The sequence below is a fragment of the Allobosea robiniae genome (genome assembly GCF_900102525.1).
GTDB lineage: Bacteria > Pseudomonadota > Alphaproteobacteria > Rhizobiales > Beijerinckiaceae > Allobosea > Allobosea robiniae.
In genome coordinates this window covers 246,283-262,472 of record NZ_FNBZ01000002.1, presented here as the reverse complement: position 1 = coordinate 262,472, position 16,190 = coordinate 246,283, and the positions used below count along the sequence as shown (strand labels likewise).

At 67.5% G+C, this 16,190-nt stretch carries 16 protein-coding genes; 12 read left to right on the top strand and 4 right to left on the bottom strand.

The features are described 5' to 3' along the window. Nucleotides 1-71 precede the first annotated feature (71 nt). The 3 genes from BLQ70_RS06925 (at nt 72) to BLQ70_RS06915 (ending at nt 3,858) form a co-directional block, all read left to right on the top strand. Nucleotides 72-1,211 (top strand): glycosyltransferase family 4 protein, encoded by a 1,140-nt coding sequence (locus tag BLQ70_RS06925; RefSeq protein ID WP_091856661.1) that lies wholly within the window; start codon nt 72-74, stop codon nt 1,209-1,211. Next, nucleotides 1,208-2,461, top strand: coding sequence for a hypothetical protein (locus BLQ70_RS06920; protein WP_091856380.1), 1,254 nt, complete (start codon nt 1,208-1,210; stop codon nt 2,459-2,461). Before BLQ70_RS06925 ends, BLQ70_RS06920 begins: the two co-directional genes overlap by 4 nt. 152 nt (nt 2,462-2,613) lie before the next feature. Then, entirely contained in the window at nt 2,614-3,858 is a 1,245-nt protein-coding gene (locus tag BLQ70_RS06915) for a Zn-dependent hydrolase (RefSeq protein ID WP_091856379.1), read from the top strand. Here BLQ70_RS06915 and BLQ70_RS06910 read toward each other — a convergent pair. Further along, complete coding sequence (locus BLQ70_RS06910; protein WP_244511931.1) at nt 3,836-4,816, bottom strand: LysR family transcriptional regulator; 981 nt, start codon at nt 4,814-4,816, stop codon at nt 3,836-3,838. The genes BLQ70_RS06915 and BLQ70_RS06910 overlap by 23 nt on opposite strands. A gap of 153 nt (nt 4,817-4,969) precedes the next feature. Between BLQ70_RS06910 and BLQ70_RS06905 the strand changes: the two genes are divergently transcribed. The 4 genes from BLQ70_RS06905 (at nt 4,970) to BLQ70_RS06890 (ending at nt 9,119) form a co-directional block, all read left to right on the top strand. Beyond that, nucleotides 4,970-5,635: an RraA family protein gene (locus tag BLQ70_RS06905; protein ID WP_091856377.1), complete on the top strand. Its 666-nt coding sequence runs from the start codon at nt 4,970-4,972 to the stop codon at nt 5,633-5,635. Between the two features lie 76 nt (nt 5,636-5,711). Beyond that, a complete protein-coding gene (locus BLQ70_RS06900) occupies nt 5,712-7,235 on the top strand; it encodes an ABC transporter substrate-binding protein (protein WP_091856376.1) in 1,524 nt (507 codons plus the stop codon). 94 nt (nt 7,236-7,329) lie between these two features. Further along, nucleotides 7,330-8,247, top strand: coding sequence for an ABC transporter permease (locus BLQ70_RS06895; RefSeq protein ID WP_091856375.1), 918 nt, complete (start codon nt 7,330-7,332; stop codon nt 8,245-8,247). Next, nucleotides 8,247-9,119: an ABC transporter permease gene (locus BLQ70_RS06890; RefSeq protein WP_091856374.1), complete on the top strand. Its 873-nt coding sequence runs from the start codon at nt 8,247-8,249 to the stop codon at nt 9,117-9,119. The genes BLQ70_RS06895 and BLQ70_RS06890 overlap by 1 nt, the downstream gene beginning before the upstream one ends. A gap of 6 nt (nt 9,120-9,125) precedes the next feature. Here the strand turns inward: BLQ70_RS06890 and BLQ70_RS06885 are convergent, their stop codons facing one another. Beyond that, the gene (locus BLQ70_RS06885) at nt 9,126-10,277 is read right to left on the bottom strand and encodes an acyl-CoA dehydrogenase family protein (protein ID WP_091856373.1); all 1,152 of its coding nucleotides are present in this window, start codon (nt 10,275-10,277) and stop codon (nt 9,126-9,128) included. A 112-nt stretch (nt 10,278-10,389) separates the two neighbouring features. Between BLQ70_RS06885 and BLQ70_RS06880 the strand changes: the two genes are divergently transcribed. Both BLQ70_RS06880 and BLQ70_RS06875 read left to right on the top strand, forming a co-directional pair. After that, entirely contained in the window at nt 10,390-11,583 is a 1,194-nt protein-coding gene (locus BLQ70_RS06880; RefSeq protein ID WP_091856372.1) for a CaiB/BaiF CoA transferase family protein, read from the top strand. Nucleotides 11,584-11,591: 8 nt separating this feature from the next. Next, the gene (locus tag BLQ70_RS06875; protein ID WP_091856371.1) at nt 11,592-12,218 is read left to right on the top strand and encodes a TetR/AcrR family transcriptional regulator; all 627 of its coding nucleotides are present in this window, start codon (nt 11,592-11,594) and stop codon (nt 12,216-12,218) included. A 2-nt stretch (nt 12,219-12,220) separates the two neighbouring features. Here the strand turns inward: BLQ70_RS06875 and pdxR are convergent, their stop codons facing one another. After that, nucleotides 12,221-13,648 (bottom strand): MocR-like pyridoxine biosynthesis transcription factor PdxR, encoded by a 1,428-nt coding sequence (pdxR, locus tag BLQ70_RS06870; RefSeq protein ID WP_091856370.1) that lies wholly within the window; start codon nt 13,646-13,648, stop codon nt 12,221-12,223. 75 nt (nt 13,649-13,723) lie between these two features. Between pdxR and BLQ70_RS06865 the strand changes: the two genes are divergently transcribed. The 3 genes from BLQ70_RS06865 (at nt 13,724) to BLQ70_RS06855 (ending at nt 15,772) form a co-directional block, all read left to right on the top strand. After that, nucleotides 13,724-14,347: an FMN-binding negative transcriptional regulator gene (locus BLQ70_RS06865; RefSeq protein ID WP_091856369.1), complete on the top strand. Its 624-nt coding sequence runs from the start codon at nt 13,724-13,726 to the stop codon at nt 14,345-14,347. 31 nt (nt 14,348-14,378) lie between these two features. Further along, complete coding sequence (locus BLQ70_RS06860) at nt 14,379-15,026, top strand: LysE family translocator (RefSeq protein ID WP_091856368.1); 648 nt, start codon at nt 14,379-14,381, stop codon at nt 15,024-15,026. 62 nt (nt 15,027-15,088) lie between these two features. Continuing rightward, the gene (locus BLQ70_RS06855) at nt 15,089-15,772 is read left to right on the top strand and encodes a metallophosphoesterase family protein (RefSeq protein WP_091856367.1); all 684 of its coding nucleotides are present in this window, start codon (nt 15,089-15,091) and stop codon (nt 15,770-15,772) included. Nucleotides 15,773-15,782: 10 nt separating this feature from the next. On the opposite strand, the gene BLQ70_RS06850 is transcribed toward BLQ70_RS06855, so the two are convergent. Next, complete coding sequence (locus BLQ70_RS06850; RefSeq protein WP_091856366.1) at nt 15,783-16,130, bottom strand: hypothetical protein; 348 nt, start codon at nt 16,128-16,130, stop codon at nt 15,783-15,785. Nucleotides 16,131-16,190: the final 60 nt, after the last annotated feature.

Genomic DNA, 16,190 nt, shown 5'->3' with positions numbered 1-16,190 from the left:
GTTAGGGTCTGCTTTCCCGAATTCCGGACGTGCCCGGAACGGGCCGCCGCGGCCTCGAACGGAAATGGATCGTGACCCTCCGCATTGCCTGCATTCACCAGGGTTACGAGCTCTATGGCTCGGATCGCAGCTTCGCCGAAAGCGTCGCGGCCCTGCGCCAAGCCTATCCTTCCGCCGAGATCGAGGTCGTCCTGCCACGCGAGGGGCCGATCCGGGGGCTGCTCGAAGGCAGCGCCAGCCGGATCGTGATCGAGCCGCTCTGGGTGCTCAGGCGCAGGGACCTGCCCCGGCTGATCGCAACCGCGCCGGTCGTCCTCCCCCGCGCCGTTCTCCGGGCCGCACGACGCTTCCGGCGTTGCGATCTCGTCTACATCAACACCTCGGTCATCGTCGATCACGTCCTCGCCGCCCGGTTTTTCCCGGGCAAGGCGCTCCAGCACATCCACGAGATTCCCGAAGGCGCGACCCGCACGCTGCTGCGCCGGCTCGTCCTCTGGGGTCGCGCCCGATTGATCTTCAACTCGCGGGCGACGCGCGAGGCCTTCGAGCCCCCGCCCGGCCTTCCCTCGGACGTGATCTATAACGGCGTCGCCGGCCCCGCCGACTGGGCGCCGACAGACTATGACGGCAAGCGCCGTCTGCGCGTGCTGATGCTCGGCCGGATCAATCGCATCAAGGGACAGGAAATCCTGCTCGCGGCGCTCGCCGCCCTTCCCGCGGAGATCCGCGGCCGCATCGAGACCCGCATCGTCGGCAGCGCCTTCGAGGATCCCGGCCTCGAAATCGCCCTGCGCGAATCCGTGACAAGCGCCGGCCTCGATTCCCATGTCAGCGTCGAGCCCTTCCTCGACGATCCGACGCCGCTCTATCGCTGGGCGGATGTCGTCGCCGTGCCGTCGCGCCGGCCCGAATCGCTTGGCCGCGTCGCGATCGAGGCGATGGCCTTCGGTCGCCCGCCGCTCGCCTCCGCCATCGGCGGCCTGCGCGAGGTGGTGGAAGACGGCATCACCGGCCGCCTGCTGCCGCCGGGCGACGCAGGCGCACTCGCACAGGCTTTTGCAGAGATCGTCGACAAGCCGGACATCCTCGCGCCGATGGCCCGGGCCGGGCGCGAGCGCTTCACCGCCCTGTTCAGCGAGCAAGCGGTGGCACGAGCCATCGCCGCCGTCGCCGACGACATGCTGCGCCAGAGCCCGGCCGGCCTGCGATGAATCTCCAGGCCATCCGCCGCATCGTCCTGCGGCTCGTCGTCATGGTCGGCGGCGAGGCGATGCAGAGCGCCTTCCATCTCGGCCTCAACATCGCGCTGCTGCATGCGGTATCCGCCCGCGATTACGGCATCTTCGCGCTGGTGATGGTCGTCGGCGGCCTCGGCCTGACCTATATCCGCGCGCTCACGGCCCTGCCCGCCAGCATCGCGATCGCCCAGAGCCGCCGCACCGGTGCGGCCGGCGCCTATGAGGTCAGCTTCGGTTCGGCCGCGATGCTGCTGTCGCTGCTGCTGGGCATCGTCGTCACCGGCGTGCTCAACGTCTGGCTCGACGAGGGGGCCCTGTTCGGCGGCGCCTTCGTCGGCCTGTGGGCGATGCGGGCGCATATCCGCATGGTCTTCTTCGCCCGCGGCCGGCAGATGCTGGTCAGCACCAGCGACCTCGCCTTCACGCTGAGCGGAACGGCGGGAACGGCCTGGGTGATCTGGGACGACACCCATATCCTCCAGCATACCTTCATGGTGATGACGGCGGCCAATGCACTCGGCATCGCGGTGCTGCTGGTCCTGGGACGGCGCACGCTTCGGCTCAGCTTCGGCCGGCATGTCTGGCGGCGCTATCGTCGGCTCTGGCGCGACCTGAAATGGTCGGTGCTGAGCGTGACGATCACCAATCTGCAGGGCCAGGGCATGGCACTGATGGTCGCGGCGATGGCCGGCCCGGCGGCTTACGCCCCGATCGCGGCGGCATTGGTCAATTTCGTGCCGCTGCGCATCGTCTCCGCCGGCTTCGCCAACATGATGCACCCCGAGCTCTCGAAGCTCATGGCGCATCGCGACTTCGCCAAGGTCGGGCAAAGGCTGCGGCGCTGGCCCCTGCCGCTCGCCTGCCTGGGCATCCTCTACGGCATCGTCGTCCTGATCGCCCTGCCCTTCATCGAGCCCGGTAGCCTCGAGGGCGCGCGGTTCTTCGAGATATCCGTGCTCGCCTGGGTGATGAGCAGCCTGCCGATGCTCTATGTCATGCCGCGCATCTGGCTGGAGATCGTGCAGGATTATCGCTCCATCGCCATCCTCTCGGCGATCGCTGCCGCCGCCGGATTGCTGCTCGTCTTCGTCCTGCTGCTGACGGTCTCGCCGTCCTGGGCGCTGCTCGGCGGCGCGCTCTCCGAGATCATCGTGCTCGTCGGCTCCTGGGCGATCGTCCGGCCCCGGCAACGAGCAGCCGAAGCGGCTGGCCAATTGCGCTGACGCGGGCGCGCCGATGACTAGCATAGGCAATATCTATTTGCCTGCGCCGCCCCCGGCCTGAAATCCTGCGGCGGATGGTTCGCTCGCTCTGGCAGAGCAGACCTGTTCGCCCCGCAGCAGCTCCCGCCCAATCCGGCGGAGAGGAGAACGTCATGCCCAGCCTCGACACGGCCCGTATCGACATCGAGCGGTTCTGGAGCACGATCGAGCGCTCGGCCGAGATCGGTCCGGGCCGGCCGGGCGGCCTCTCGCGCCTCGCCCTCTCCGATGCCGACAAGGACATCCGCGACACCTTCGTCGGCTGGTGCCGCGAGGCGGGTCTCACCGTGCGCGTCGACGGCATCGGCAACATCTTCGCCCGCCGCGCCGGCACCGATGACAGCCTGCCGCCGGTGGTGATGGGCAGCCATCTCGATACCCAGATCAATGGCGGCCGCTTCGACGGCATCGCCGGCGTGCTCGGCGGTCTCGAAGTCTGCCGCACGCTCGACGCGCTCGGCCATCGCACGCGCCGGCCGATCGAGATCGTCAACTGGACCAATGAGGAAGGCGCACGCTTCTCGCCGCCGATGGTCGGCTCCGGCTGCTTCGTCGGCGCCTATACGCTCGACTTCGCGCAGGGGCGCACCGACGAGGAAGGCCGCACGATCGGCCAGGAGCTGGAGCGGATCGGCTATCGCGGCGAGATGGAAGCGGCACCGCACGCCTTCGACGCCTATATCGAGTTCCATATCGAGCAGGGCTACTATCTCGACCGCGACGGCATGCAGGTCGGCGTCGTCACCGGCGGCTTCCCGAGCACCGGCATGCTCGTCGAGTTCAAGGGCGAGACCGCCCATACCGGCCCCTGGCCGATGGAGCGCCGCCGCAACGCTCTTCTGGCCGGCGCCCGTCTGCTGGTCGAGACCGACGAGATCGGCTGGGCCTATGCCGCCGGCGGCGGCAAGGCGACGGCCGCACGCCTGGCCGCCTGGCCGAACAAGCCCGGCATCCTCTCCGACTGGGCGCAGGCCGTCTGCGACGTCCGCCATCCCGATCCCGAAACCTCCGAGGTGATGGCCGAGCGCGTCCGCCGCGCCGTCGGCGAATCCGCCGCCCGCGCCGGCTGCACCGCCGAGATCCTCGATATCTGGAAATGGGGCGGCAGTATCTTCGCGCAGGAGCTGATCGACAGCGTCCGCCAGACCTCGCTGGCGCTGGGCTATCGCACCCAGGACATCCTCAGCCAGGCCGGGCACGACGCCTATTTCGTCGCGCGCCATGCGCCGACGACGATGATCTTCGCACCCTGCAAGGGCGGCATCACCCATAACAACGCCGAGCTCTGCACGAAGGGAGACCTCGAACCCGGTCTCAACGTGCTGCTTCACACCGTCATGGCACGAGCGGATCGCTGAGAAGCACCTCGGCGGGCTCAGTCGCCGGTTCCTCCTCGGTCGCGACGCGCTGCTGCTCGAACAGCCGCAGGAAGGCCTCTTCCGCGGCATTGAGCTGCATCGCCGGATTGGAGACGAAATAGAGATCGGCGCCGAGCAGATCCTCGGGCCGTGCGAGGTTCCACAGGGAACGACTTTCCAGCGCCTCCGCCACCGAGGCCAGCGGCAGGATACCGATGCCGAGCCCGGCCGCGATCATCCGGGTGACCTCTTCGAGATTCGGGCTGGAGCCGACGACCCGGCTGCCGAGCCCAGCCCCTTCCCTGACGGAGACCATCGGCTCCAGCGCGCCGTCTTGCCCGCAGGCGAGCGCGACGAAGGGCTCGTCGCGCAATTCCGCCAGCGGCACATCCGAGAGCCCGAAGAGCGGGTGGCCGCGCCCGCACAGGATGCCGAATTCCTCGCGCAGCAGCGGCCGGCAGTCGAGCCCGGCCAAAGGCTTGGCGAGCAGGCAGAAGCCGAAGGGGCTGAGCTTCTGCGAGATGGCGCGGACGATGTCCTGGCTGTTGGCGACGTCGATGCGCACGCTGACGCCGGGATGCTTGCGGTTGAGCTGCGTCAGCGTCCGGTCGAGCGGCGGCAGCACGACATGGGTCACGACGAGCAGCCGCACGAGCCCGGTCAGATCGTCATGATCCTCCGACAGACGGTCGCCGATGCGCGCCACGCTGCGGTAGATGTCGACGCATTCCTTGTAGAGCAGCTCGCCGCGCTTGGTCAGGACGAAGCGCCGGCTGTCGCGCTGGATGAGCTGGCCGCCCAGCGTCTCCTCGAGCCTTTGCAGCGCCGCGCTGACCGTGGGCTGGCGCACGAGCAGACGGTCGGCCGCCCGCGTGATGCTGCGCTCCTCGACGATGACGAGGAAGGTGTGCAGCAGGTTCCAGTTGAGATGGTGCAGCTTCGGCTTCGTTCCGTTCAAGCGCGTATCTCTCTTCCCTTGGTGGCCCCTGCCCCTTATGCAAACCGGCTGCCGTGGCAAGCCTATGCTTAGCATAGGAACTGTCTATTGGACCCGGTTTCGGTGCTTCCGTAGGTTCGGCAGAACGCGACATCCTCCAGCGCAAGGGCGACCATGACAGCGACCGGATCATCGGCCGAAGCCTCGATCGCACAGCGCGCCGCGCTCTTCCGCGAGATCGAGACCGCGACGCTCGGCCATATCCTGACCGAGGGCTTCATGGCGCCGGCGCTCCAGTGCGTCATCGAGGGCCCGCGCGTCTGCGGGCCGGCCCTCACCGTCAGCGTTCCGCCCGATGACGGCGCGGTTCTCTCCTGCGCCCTGACCCAGGCCAAGCCCGGCGACATCCTCGTCATCGACCGCCTGGGCGACGACCGCCATGCCTGCTGGGGCGCGGTGATGACCGCCGCCGCCCAGGCCGCCGGCATCGTCGGCGTGGTCATCGACGGCTTCGTCACCGATGTCGCGGCGATCCGGGCCTCCGGCCTTCCGGTCTGGTGCCGCGGCCGCTCGCCCCTGACGACGAAGCTCCTCGGTAAGGGCGGCACGATCAGCGAGACTGTGAACTGCGGCGGCGCGACGGTGCGTCCCGGCGACCTCGTCCTCGCCGACGAGAACGGCGTCTGCGTCATCGATCCCGCCGAGGCCGAAGCGCTGGCGCGGACCTGCGCAGGAATGCAGGCGGCCGAGCCCGGCATCATCGAGCGGGTCAGCAAGGGCGAACGCATCGACGAGATCAACGGCGCGCGGAAACTCTTCGAAACATCGCGAGCCTCGTAGGCCCCGGCCGCAGAATCGCCCATAGAGGCGCGCTTCGGCCGGACGGATCATCCAGAAGACACAGGGGAACAGACCGATGAAGATTTTGGGAACGACCGCGCTGGCCGGCGCGCTGCTGGCTGCGTCCTTTGCGCTGGCACCGGCTCCGGCCATGGCCGGGAAGGCCGACGATACGCTCAACGCCGCCTTCGCGCTGGAGCCGGAAGCGCTCGACACCTACAAGATCGCCGGCCGCGAGGGCCTGATCCTCGCCCGGCACATCTATGACGGCCTGCTCTACAAGGATCTCGACACCGGCGAGATCAAGCCCGCGCTCGCCAAGGCCTGGCGCTTCGTCGATCCCACGACGATGGAGTTCGACCTGCGCGAGGGCGTGACCTTCCATAACGGCGCGAAGTTCACCGCCGACGACGTGGTCTACACCCTGACCACCGTGCTCGACCCCGCCTATGGCACGCGCTTCCGCATCGCCGTGGACTGGATCGACAAGGTCGAGAAGGTCTCGGACTTCCAGGTCCGCATCAAGATGGCGAAGCCCTTCGCCGGCGCTGTCGAGATGCTCGCCGATGCGCTGCCGATCTACCCGGCCGCCTATTTCAAGGAGGTCGGCTCGGCCGGCATGGCGGCCAAGCCCGTCGGCACCGGCCCCTACAAGCTCACCGAGATGACGCCCGGCATCCGCTACGCCTTCGAGCGCTTTGACGGCCATTATGCCGGCAGCCCCAAGGGCAAGCCCGCGATCGGCAAGATCGTCGTGCGCACCATCCCCGAGCTCAACACCCAGTTCGCCGAGCTGATGGCCGGCAAGCTCGACTGGACCTGGCGCATCCCGCCGGACCAGGCCGCGCGCCTCGCCAGCCGCGTGCAGATCGTCAACGGCCCGATCATGCGCATCTCCTATGTCGGCATGACCGTGACCGGCAAGGGCAAGGACTACCCGACCAAGAACCTGAAGGTCCGGCAGGCGATCAACCACGCCGTCAACCGCGAGGCCATCGTCAAGGCCTTCGCCGGGGGCGCCTCGCAGGTCCTCAACGCCGCCTGCAACCCCAAGCAGTTCGGCTGCGCCCAGGACGTGACGAAATACGCCTATGACCCGACCAAGGCGAAGGCGCTGCTGGCGGAAGCCGGCTTCGCCAATGGCGTCGACATCGAGATGGTCTTCGCCGCCATGCCGCGCCCGGTCGCCGAGGCGATCGCCAATGATCTCGGCAAGGCCGGCATCCGCACCACGCTGAACGAGCAGCAATATGCCGCCGGCGTGCAGAAATGGCGCGCAGGCGAACTGCCGGCCTTCTTCACCAACTGGGGCAGCTACGGCACCGGCGACGTCGCCTTCATCATCTCCAACTTCTTCGGCGGCGGCGCCGACGACCTCGTCCAGGACAAGGAAGTCATGGAACTGGTCAACGCGGCCGACACCTCGCAGGACCGCGCGCTACGCGAGGCGAACTACGCCGAGGCGCTGAAGAAGATCGCCGATCAGGCCTATTGGCTGCCGATGTACGACTTCAACATCAATTACGGCCTGTCGCAGCAGCTCACCTTCAAGCCCCATCCGGACGAGTTCGCCCGCTGGTGGCTGTCGAGCTGGAAGTAACAGCTTCATCCGTATCGCCGCGCCGCTACGGGCTTTCGCCCGGTAGCGGCGCCATCCCTGCCAGGCAGGCCGACCCGCTATTCCCGGAGCCGTCATGCTGCCCTTTCTCGCGCGCCGCCTGATCGTCGCCGCCCTCGTGGCGCTCGCCGTCTCGGCCGTCGCCTTCGGATTGATGTTCGTCTCCGGCGATCCCGCCGTCGTCCTCGCCGGACAGGCCGGCCGGGCGCAGGATGTCGAATTGATCCGGCAGGCCTATGGCCTCGACCGGCCGATCCCGCTGCAATTCCTGAGCTGGATCGGCAATGCCTTCACCGGCAATTTTGGCACGAGCCTCTATTTCAACCTGCCGGTGGCGCCGATCATCACCGAGCGGCTCTCAGTCACGCTCGTCCTCGGCTCTCTCGCCTTCCTGCTAGCGCTCGTCGTCGCCGTCCCGCTCGGCATCCTCGCCTCGCTCAAGCCCGGCGGCACGATCGACCGCATCGCCCTGATGCTCGCCGTGCTCGGCCAGGCGATCCCGAGCTTCTGGCTCGGCCTGATCCTGATCGTCGTCTTCGGCGTCTGGTACGGGCTCGTGCCGATCTCCGGTACGGAAAGCTGGCAGGGCTATATCCTGCCCGTCGTGGTGCTCAGCTACTACGCGATGCCCGCTTTGATGCGCCTCACCCGCGCCGGCATGATCGACGTGCTCACCGCCGACTATATCCGCACCGCCCGCGCCAAGGGCGCCTCGCAGCCGCGCGTCCTGCTGGTCCACGCGCTGCGCAACGCCGTGCTGCCGCTGGTCTCGCTCGCCGCCGTGCAGTTCGGCCTGATGCTCTCGGGCTCGATCGTGATCGAGAGCGTCTTCGCCATCAACGGTCTCGGCCGCCTCGCCTGGGAATCGCTGCTGCGCAGCGACCTGCCCGTCGTGCAGGCAATCATCCTGATCCTCTCGCTGATCTACGTCACGCTGACGACCGTGGCCGACCTGATCAATGCCTGGCTCGATCCCCGCCTAAGGAGCGCCTGATGTCGATCGCCGACAGCCCTGCCATCCGCCGGCGCAAGCTCTTCAAGGGTCTGAGCGCCAGCAGCGCCATCCGCATCGGCGGCGGCCTGCTCGCCGTCATCGTCTTCGTCGCGATCTTCGCGCCCTGGCTCTCAAGCCATGATCCGATCGCCCAGGATCTCGGCAAGCGCATGGTGCCGCCGTTCTGGTATCCGGGCTCGGACCCGGCGCACCTCCTCGGCACTGACCATCTCGGCCGCGACTATCTCGCCCGCCTGCTCTATGGCGCACGCGTCTCGCTGCTGATCGGGCTTGGCGTCACACTCTGCGCCGGGTTCATCGGCACGATGCTCGGGCTCGCCGCCGGCTATTTCGGTGGGCGTGTCGACATGGCGATCAGCTTCATCGTGACGACGCGCCTCTCGCTGCCGATCGTGCTGGTCGCGCTCGCAGCGGTGGCGCTGGGCGGCGCCTCGTTGAAGACGCTCGCCATCGTCTTGAGCCTGCTGCTCTGGGACCGTTTCGCCGTGGTCGTGCGCGCCGCGGCTCAGAGCCTGCGCAGCCGGGAGTTCGTGCAGGCGACCCAATCCTTCGGCGCCTCGCATCTCTACATCATGCTGCACGGCATCCTGCCGAACCTGCGCAACACGCTGATCGTGGTCGCGACGCTGGAGATCGCCAACGTCATCCTGCTCGAAGCCGCGCTCTCCTTCCTCGGCCTCGGCGCCCAGCCGCCGACCCCGTCCTGGGGCCTGATGATCGCCGAAGGGCGCGAACACATCCTGTTCGACCCCTGGCTGATCGCCTTGCCGGGCGCCGGGCTCTGCCTGCTGATCCTGGCGGTGAACCTGCTCGGCGACGGCGTCCGCGACGCGCTCGACGAGCGGCGCTGAGGGACTTCAGCCCAACGCCTTCACCATGTTGCGAGCGATGACGATCTGCTGGATCTGCGAGGTGCCCTCGTAGATCCGGAACAGGCGCGCATCCCGGTAGAAGCGCTCGATGCCGTGATCGGCGATATAGCCGGCCCCGCCATGGATCTGCACCGCGCGGTCGACGACGCGGCCGACCATCTCGCTGGCGAAGAGTTTGCAGCAGGCGGCATCCGTCGCGACGTCTTCGCCGCGATCCTTGGCCCGCGCCGTCTCCAGCACCATGCAACGCGCCGCATAGGCCTCGGTCCGGCTGTCGGCGAGCATGGCCTGCACGAGCTGGAATTCGGCGATCGGCTGGCCGAACTGCTTGCGCTCGACGGCGTAGCGCAGGCTGTCATCGATCACGCGCTCGGCCATCGCGACACAGACCGCCGAGATGTGCAGGCGTCCCCGGTCGAGTACCTTCATCGCCGTGCGGAAGCCTTGCCCCTCGCGCCCGCCGAGCAGCGCATCGGCCGGCACGCGGCAATCCTCGAAGATCACATCCGAGGTATGCGAACCGCTCTGGCCCATCTTCTTGTCGATCGGCCCGAGCGAGAGCCCCGGAGTACCAGCCTCGACGAGGAAGGCCGAGACGCCCTTGGCGCCGGGCTGCGACGGATCGGTCCGCGCGAACACCGTGAACAGCCCGGCATGCGGGGCATTGGTAATGAAGCGCTTGGTGCCGTTGAGGATATAGCCGCCCTCGACCTTTCGCGCCGAGGTCTTCAGCGAAGCCGCATCCGAACCCGCCTCCGGCTCGGTCAGCGCGAACGAGCTGATCAATTCGCCCGAAGCCAGTCGCGGCAGGTAGCGCCGCTTCTGCTCTTCCGTGCCGTCCATGATCAGCCCTTGCGAGCCGATGCCGTTATTGGTCCCGATCAGCGAGCGGAAAGCCGGCGAGGTCTTGCCGAGTTCGAAGGCGACACGGACCTCCTCCTCCATCGTCAGGCCGAGACCGCCGTACTCTTCCGGGATCGACAGGCCGAACAGGCCCATTTCCGCGATCTCCCGGCGGATCTCCGCGGGAATGCGATCCTCCTGCGCGACCTGATGCTCCAGGGGCCGCAGGCGCTCGCGCACGAAACGCGCCACGCTCTCCAGCAGCCCCTGCATCGTCTCGCTGTCCAAGGCCATCGCCGTCTCCCTCGCTTGCCCTCGCCCGGCGCCTCCGGCTTCCTTGACAAGGCCTGGCAGTTAAATACCTTCCAGCCGGTAAGTAAATATCGAGAGCACGAGGCGGGCGGTGATGGGCGCGGTACTGGACGGCATCAAGGTTCTCGATCTCTCCCGCGTCCTCGCCGGCCCCTGGGCGACCATGACGCTGGGCGATCTCGGCGCGGAGATCTGGAAGATCGAACAGCCCGGCGCCGGCGACGACACGCGCGGCTGGATGCCGCCCTCGGTCGAGGGCATCTCGACCTATTATCTCGGCGCCAACCGCAACAAGAAGAGCCTCGCCGTCGATATCGGCAGGCCCGAGGGTCGCGAGATCATCATCGAGCTCGCCCGCAAGGCCGATATCCTCGTCGAGAATTTCCGGCCGGCCTCGCTGCGCAAGTTCAAGCTGACTTATGAGGACCTGAAGGCGATCAATCCGCGCCTGATCGTCTGCTCGATCTCCGGTTACGGGCGCGGGCACGAACTTGAAGAGCGCCCCGGCTACGATTTCATCATCCAGGCTGAATCCGGCTTCATGGCGATCACCGGCGAGCGCGATGGCGAACCGATGCGGCTCGGCGTCGCCTTCATCGATCTCGTCACCGGCATGAACGCGGTCCAGGCGGTGCTCGCAGCGCTCTACATGCGCGAGCGCACCGGTGAGGGGCAATGGCTCGATATCGGCCTCAACGACAGCGCGCTGTTCCTCCTCGCGAATGTCGCCTCGGGCTATCTCAATACCGGCAAGGAGCACGGCCGCTACGGCAATGCCCATCCCAGCATCGCGCCCTACCAGATCTTCGCCTGCAGCGACGGGCGCATCGCCATCGCCGTCGGGACTGAAGAGCAGTTCCGCCGCTTCTGCCGGGTCATCGGCCTGGCCCATCTTTCCGACGACCCGCGCTACGCGACTAATCGCAAGCGCACCGAGCATCGGGACACGCTGCTCCCCCTGCTCGAACAGCATTTCGCAAGCCTGAGTCTGCCTGCGCTGCTCGCCGAGCTGCGTGCCGCCAGCGTGCCGGCCGGCGAAGTCCGCAGCGTTGGCCAGGCCCTGACCAGCGACATCGCGGCGCTGCGCCAGAGCGTCGTCTCCGTGCCCGCTCCGACCATCGGCAGCTTCCGCTCGGTCCGCAGTCCGCTGCGCATGTCCGCAAGCCCCAGCCGGGAGCCGACGCCGCCGCCCGCGATCGGGCAGCATACCGACGCGGTTCTGGCCGAGCATCTCGGCCTTGGACCTGAGCAGATCGAGCGGCTGCGGTCCTCCGGCGCGATCGGCTGACGCAGACCATGTCGGCGCCCGGCAACACCGAAATCAAATCGAAGCGCCAGGGACGCCCGCCGATCATTCCGGATGCGCGCAACCGCATCCTCGACGATGCCGCCCGTCTCTTCGCCCAGGACGGCTATGACGGGACGTCGCTGGGAGAACTCGCCGCCTCCGTCGGGGTCACCAAGGCCGCGATCTATCACTATTTCCCGAACAAGAAGGAGATCTACGAGGCGATCATCGTGCGCACGCTGGAGGGCTTACGCCAGCATGTCTCACAAGCCACGATGCAAACCTCCGGCCCCGAAGAGGCGCTGGCCGGCTTCATGACCGCCCATGCCGATTTCTTCGAAGAGCATTACGATGGCTTCCTCACCATGCTCGTCGGCTATGGCGGCATGGAGAACGTGGTGATGATCGCGGAGGCGCAGAAGCTGCGCGACGATCACGAGCAGGCGCTGCGGCAGATCATCGCCGACGGCGTCGCCCAGGGCGCCTTCCGCCCGATCGATATCGACACCACCAGCCGCGCCATCCTCTCGATGCTCAACTGGATGGTGCGCTGGTTCAAGCCGGGCAAGGGCCGTCGCGCTGCGGCCTTCGCCCAGGATTACTGCGACCTGATGCTCGGCGGCCTGCGGAGCTGATCTCAGCCGGCCGCCGCGAACACCTCGGCCAGCCCGGCGATACCGCGGCGGATGACGTCGACATCATGCGCCGCATAGCCGATCACGAACCCGGCCTCGGCCGGGCGCTCCAAGGGAGAGGCGTAGAGCGGCCCGATCGGATAGAGGCCGATCCCGGCCGCGCGTGCGGCTTCGACGATGCTCGCCTCCCGCTCCGCCGGGACACCGTTCAGCCAGGCGACGACATGCAGGCCGGTATCCGCACCGGCCACCGTCAGGCGCGAACCGCACTCCGTCGCCAGAGCCTGCAACAGCGCGGCCCGGCGCTCCGCATTGCGCCGGCGGATGCTGCGGATATGGCGCTCATAGCCACCGCTGGCGAGAAATTCCGCCAGCGCCTCCTGTTCCAGCAGCGGTGTGTGCCGGTCGGTGAGGCGCTTGGCCTCCGCGAAGACGCCGCAGAGATCGGGCGGCACGACGAGATAGCCGAGCCGCAGGGTCGGCGAGAGCGTCTTCGAGACCGTGCCGAGATAGATGACCGTATCAGGCGCCGACGTCTGGAGAGGCGGGATCGGCGCGACGCCGTGCCGGTATTCGCCGTCATAGTCGTCCTCGACGATCACGGCCCCGGCTTCGACGGCCCAGTCCAGCAAGGCCCGTCGCCTCGCCGCCGAAAGCACGCTGCCCAGCGGATACTGATGGGACGGCGTGACATAGGCTAATCGCGCTGCCGGCAGCCCATCCGTCCGGATGCCTTCGCGATCGACGGCGACAGGGACCGCCACGCCGCCCGCGGCAGCGAACGCATGCCGCGCCAGCACGTAGCCTGGGTCCTCCATGACGAACCGATCGCTGGGATTGAGCAGCAACCGGGCGCAGAGATCGAGGCCTTGCTGCGAGCCGTTGACGACGACGATCTGTTCCGGCGCGCAGCTGATCCCGCGAGCGCGCCACAGATAGCTCTGCAAAGCAGCCCTGAGCGGAGCCGAGCCCTGCGGGTCGCTGTAACGCAGACGCTCAGTGCGGCGCAGGCTCGCGCGGTTCAGCGCGCGGCGCCAGGGCAGCATCGGAAAATCCGCCCCGTTCAAGTCGCCATAGCGGAGATCGGCGACGCGATAGGTCTGGAACCGGGCCGGCGCGGGCAAGGCCAGCAGGCGTTCGGCGAAGTCGGACAAAGTCCGCTCGCTTGCAGGCGCAGCAACCTTGGGTATCGGCGCCGCGGCAAGCCCGCGCGCCACGACGGCACGCGCGCCGGGGCGATTGAGCAGATAGCCTTCCCCGATCAGCTGCGCATAAGCGGCCGTCACCGTGGTGCGCGACACGCCCCATTCGAGGGCGAGCGCCCGGCTCGACGGCAGGCGATCGCCGGGGTGGTACTCTCCGCCATGAATCCGCTGCTTGATCGCGGCGATGATCCGGCGGGCGATGCCCTGCCCTTCCAACTGGACCACAGAAAACCTTCAGAACTGGATATTCCGATCGGTCCAGATTGCAGGCATGACAGCGCCGACACAAGGAGTTCCCGCATGTACACCCCACCGGCCTTTCGCGACGAGGACAGGGGCAGCCTTCTGGCCACGATCCGGGCCGCCCGGCTCGCCACCTTCATCACCGCTACGACGGAGGGTCCGCTCGCGACGCCGCTGCCGCTCTTCATCGATGAGACCGAGGGCGAGCATGGCGTGCTCTACGGACATCTCGCTAGGGCGAACCCGCAATGGCGCGCGCCCGTGGTCGGCAATGGCCTCGCCATCTTCTCCGGCCCCGACGCCTATGTCACGCCAAGCTGGTATGCGCTGAAGCAGGAGACCGGCAAGGTCGTGCCGACCTGGAATTACGTCACGGTCCACGCCTCCGGCCCGGTCGAGTTCTTCGACGACCCCGCCCGGTTGCTCGATGTCGTGACGCGCCTCACCAATCTGCACGAGGGCGAACGCGCTGCGCCCTGGGCCGTCTCCGATGCGCCGGCGGAATTCGTCCAGGCCCAGTTGCGCGGCATCGTCGGCCTGCGCATGCCGATCGCGACGCTCGAAGGCAAACGCAAGCTCAGCCAGAACCGCAGCCCGGCCGACCGCGCGGGCGTGACCGCAGGCCTTGCCGAAAGCGATCGCCCGATGGATCGCCATGTCGCGACGCTGATCCCGGTCTGAGCCCCAACCTTCAATCCGGAAACGTGCCCCTATGCCTGATCCCACCCAGTTCGCCCTCTTCTTCGTCGCAGCGCTTCTGCTCGCCATCACACCCGGCCCCGGCATATTCTACGTCGCCGCCCGCACGCTGGCCGGCGGACGCACGGAGGGCATGGCGTCGAGCTTCGGCACCGGGCTCGGCGGCATGGTTCATGTCTTCGCCGGAGCGCTCGGCGTCTCCGCGATCGTGCTGGCCAGCGCCGAGCTCTTCACCGCGCTGAAGCTCATCGGTGCCGTCTATCTGGTCTGGCTGGGCATCCGCACCATCCAGATCGCCCGTCGCGATGCGGCCGCTGCCCTGATCCAGAGTGAGGACATCGCACCGGTCGGGTCGCGGCGCGCTTTCCGGGAAGGCGCTATCGTTGAAGCACTCAACCCGAAAACGGCAGCGTTCTTCCTCGCCTTCATCCCGCAATTCGTGGACTCGTCCGCCGGAAATGTCGCGCTGCAATTCCTGTTGCTCGGCTTCGTTTCTGTCATCCTCAACACGTTGGCCGATATCGGCGTGGCGTTCGCAGCCAGCCGCATCCGGCAGGGTGCTGCGGCGCGGCCGAACCTCGTCCGCCGGCTGCGCGAAGGCTCGGGCGCCGCGATGGTCGCACTCGGGATCGGGCTCGCCTTTGCGAAGCGCCCGGCCTAAGCAGAGGTGACGGTGGTTCATGCCCGCATAGGCCATCGACGACAGCCTCGACGAGCCGCCCCATGAAGATCGCGATCATCTCCGACATCCACGGCAATCTCGATGCGCTCCGGGCGTTCTCCGAGACCTATGACGAGCTCTGGGTACTGGGCGATCAGGTCAATTTCGGCCCGCAGCCGCGCGAAGTCGTCGAGATCATCCGCGACCGGGCCGATATCGCGATCCAGGGCAACCACGACCACGCCGTCGGCTTCGACGACGACAGCCGCTGGACGCCGAAATTCCGCGCCATCGCCGAGGCGACGCGCCGCCATACTTCGGCAAAGCTGAGCGAAGAGCAGAAGCTTTATCTGCGCGAGCTGCCGCTCGCCGTCCAGGCCGTGCGCGAGGGCACCCGGTTCCAGCTCGTCCACGCCACGCCGTCGGACCCGCATTACGGCTACCTGCTGGAGGATGCGGATGGCTGGGCAGCCGAACTGGAAAGCGTCGATGCCGACGTGCTGCTGGTCGGGCACACGCATATGCCCTTCATCCGGAGGATCGGGAACAAGACCGTCGTCAATCCCGGCAGCATCGGCCAGCCGCGCGGCGGCAAGCCCCGACCAAGCTATGCGGTCTGGCAGGATGGCGCCTTCGAACTCCGCAGCTTCGACTATCCCATCGAATCGACGGTCGCGAAGCTCGAAGCCCTCGGCCATCCCCCGGAGGTCGAGGCGGAACTCGTCCGCATCCTCCGGGAGGGGTGACCGATCCCGCTTACGCCGCCCGTTTCGCGACGATGGTCAGTTCACCCTCGCTGTCGAGCGCGGCCATCACCACGTCCCGGGACGTGAAGCCCTTCACGGCAAGGGCCGATTTCAGTTTCGGCTCGTTTTCGATCGTGGCCTGGATCTGCTGAAGCTGTCCGGCCGGCTGCGCCGCCGATTGCTGCTTGACCTGCTCCTGGGCGGCAGCCGGCAATGCGTCCATGTCGACGACGCTGATCGACTTGATCGTCGTTTCCTTTTGAGTGGAGGGAGCCGATTGTGCCGGTGCTGTCGGCGACGCCGGAGCTTGCGCCATCGCGCTGCCCGAGACGATCAAAGCAGTGCCGATGGCAATCATGGCGGTTCGCATGGAGTATCCTCCTGTGTTTTGCCGATGGAAGCCGTATCAGGCCGTGCA

Excerpts from the sequence above, each read along its gene's own strand:
- BLQ70_RS06855 (WP_091856367.1), top strand. The coding sequence starts at position 15,089 with ATGAAGATCGCGATCATCTCCGACATCCACGGCAATCTCGATGCGCTC.
- BLQ70_RS06920 (WP_091856380.1), top strand. The coding sequence starts at position 1,208 with ATGAATCTCCAGGCCATCCGCCGCATCGTCCTGCGGCTCGTCGTCATG.
- BLQ70_RS06880 (WP_091856372.1), top strand. The coding sequence starts at position 10,390 with ATGGGCGCGGTACTGGACGGCATCAAGGTTCTCGATCTCTCCCGCGTC.
- BLQ70_RS06915 (WP_091856379.1), top strand. The coding sequence starts at position 2,614 with ATGCCCAGCCTCGACACGGCCCGTATCGACATCGAGCGGTTCTGGAGC.
- BLQ70_RS06905 (WP_091856377.1), top strand. The coding sequence starts at position 4,970 with ATGACAGCGACCGGATCATCGGCCGAAGCCTCGATCGCACAGCGCGCC.
- BLQ70_RS06900 (WP_091856376.1), top strand. The coding sequence starts at position 5,712 with ATGAAGATTTTGGGAACGACCGCGCTGGCCGGCGCGCTGCTGGCTGCG.
- BLQ70_RS06850 (WP_091856366.1), bottom strand. The coding sequence starts at position 16,130 with ATGATTGCCATCGGCACTGCTTTGATCGTCTCGGGCAGCGCGATGGCG.
- BLQ70_RS06875 (WP_091856371.1), top strand. The coding sequence starts at position 11,592 with ATGTCGGCGCCCGGCAACACCGAAATCAAATCGAAGCGCCAGGGACGC.
- BLQ70_RS06895 (WP_091856375.1), top strand. The coding sequence starts at position 7,330 with ATGCTGCCCTTTCTCGCGCGCCGCCTGATCGTCGCCGCCCTCGTGGCG.
- BLQ70_RS06890 (WP_091856374.1), top strand. The coding sequence starts at position 8,247 with ATGTCGATCGCCGACAGCCCTGCCATCCGCCGGCGCAAGCTCTTCAAG.
- BLQ70_RS06885 (WP_091856373.1), bottom strand. The coding sequence starts at position 10,277 with ATGGCCTTGGACAGCGAGACGATGCAGGGGCTGCTGGAGAGCGTGGCG.
- BLQ70_RS06860 (WP_091856368.1), top strand. The coding sequence starts at position 14,379 with ATGCCTGATCCCACCCAGTTCGCCCTCTTCTTCGTCGCAGCGCTTCTG.
- BLQ70_RS06865 (WP_091856369.1), top strand. The coding sequence starts at position 13,724 with ATGTACACCCCACCGGCCTTTCGCGACGAGGACAGGGGCAGCCTTCTG.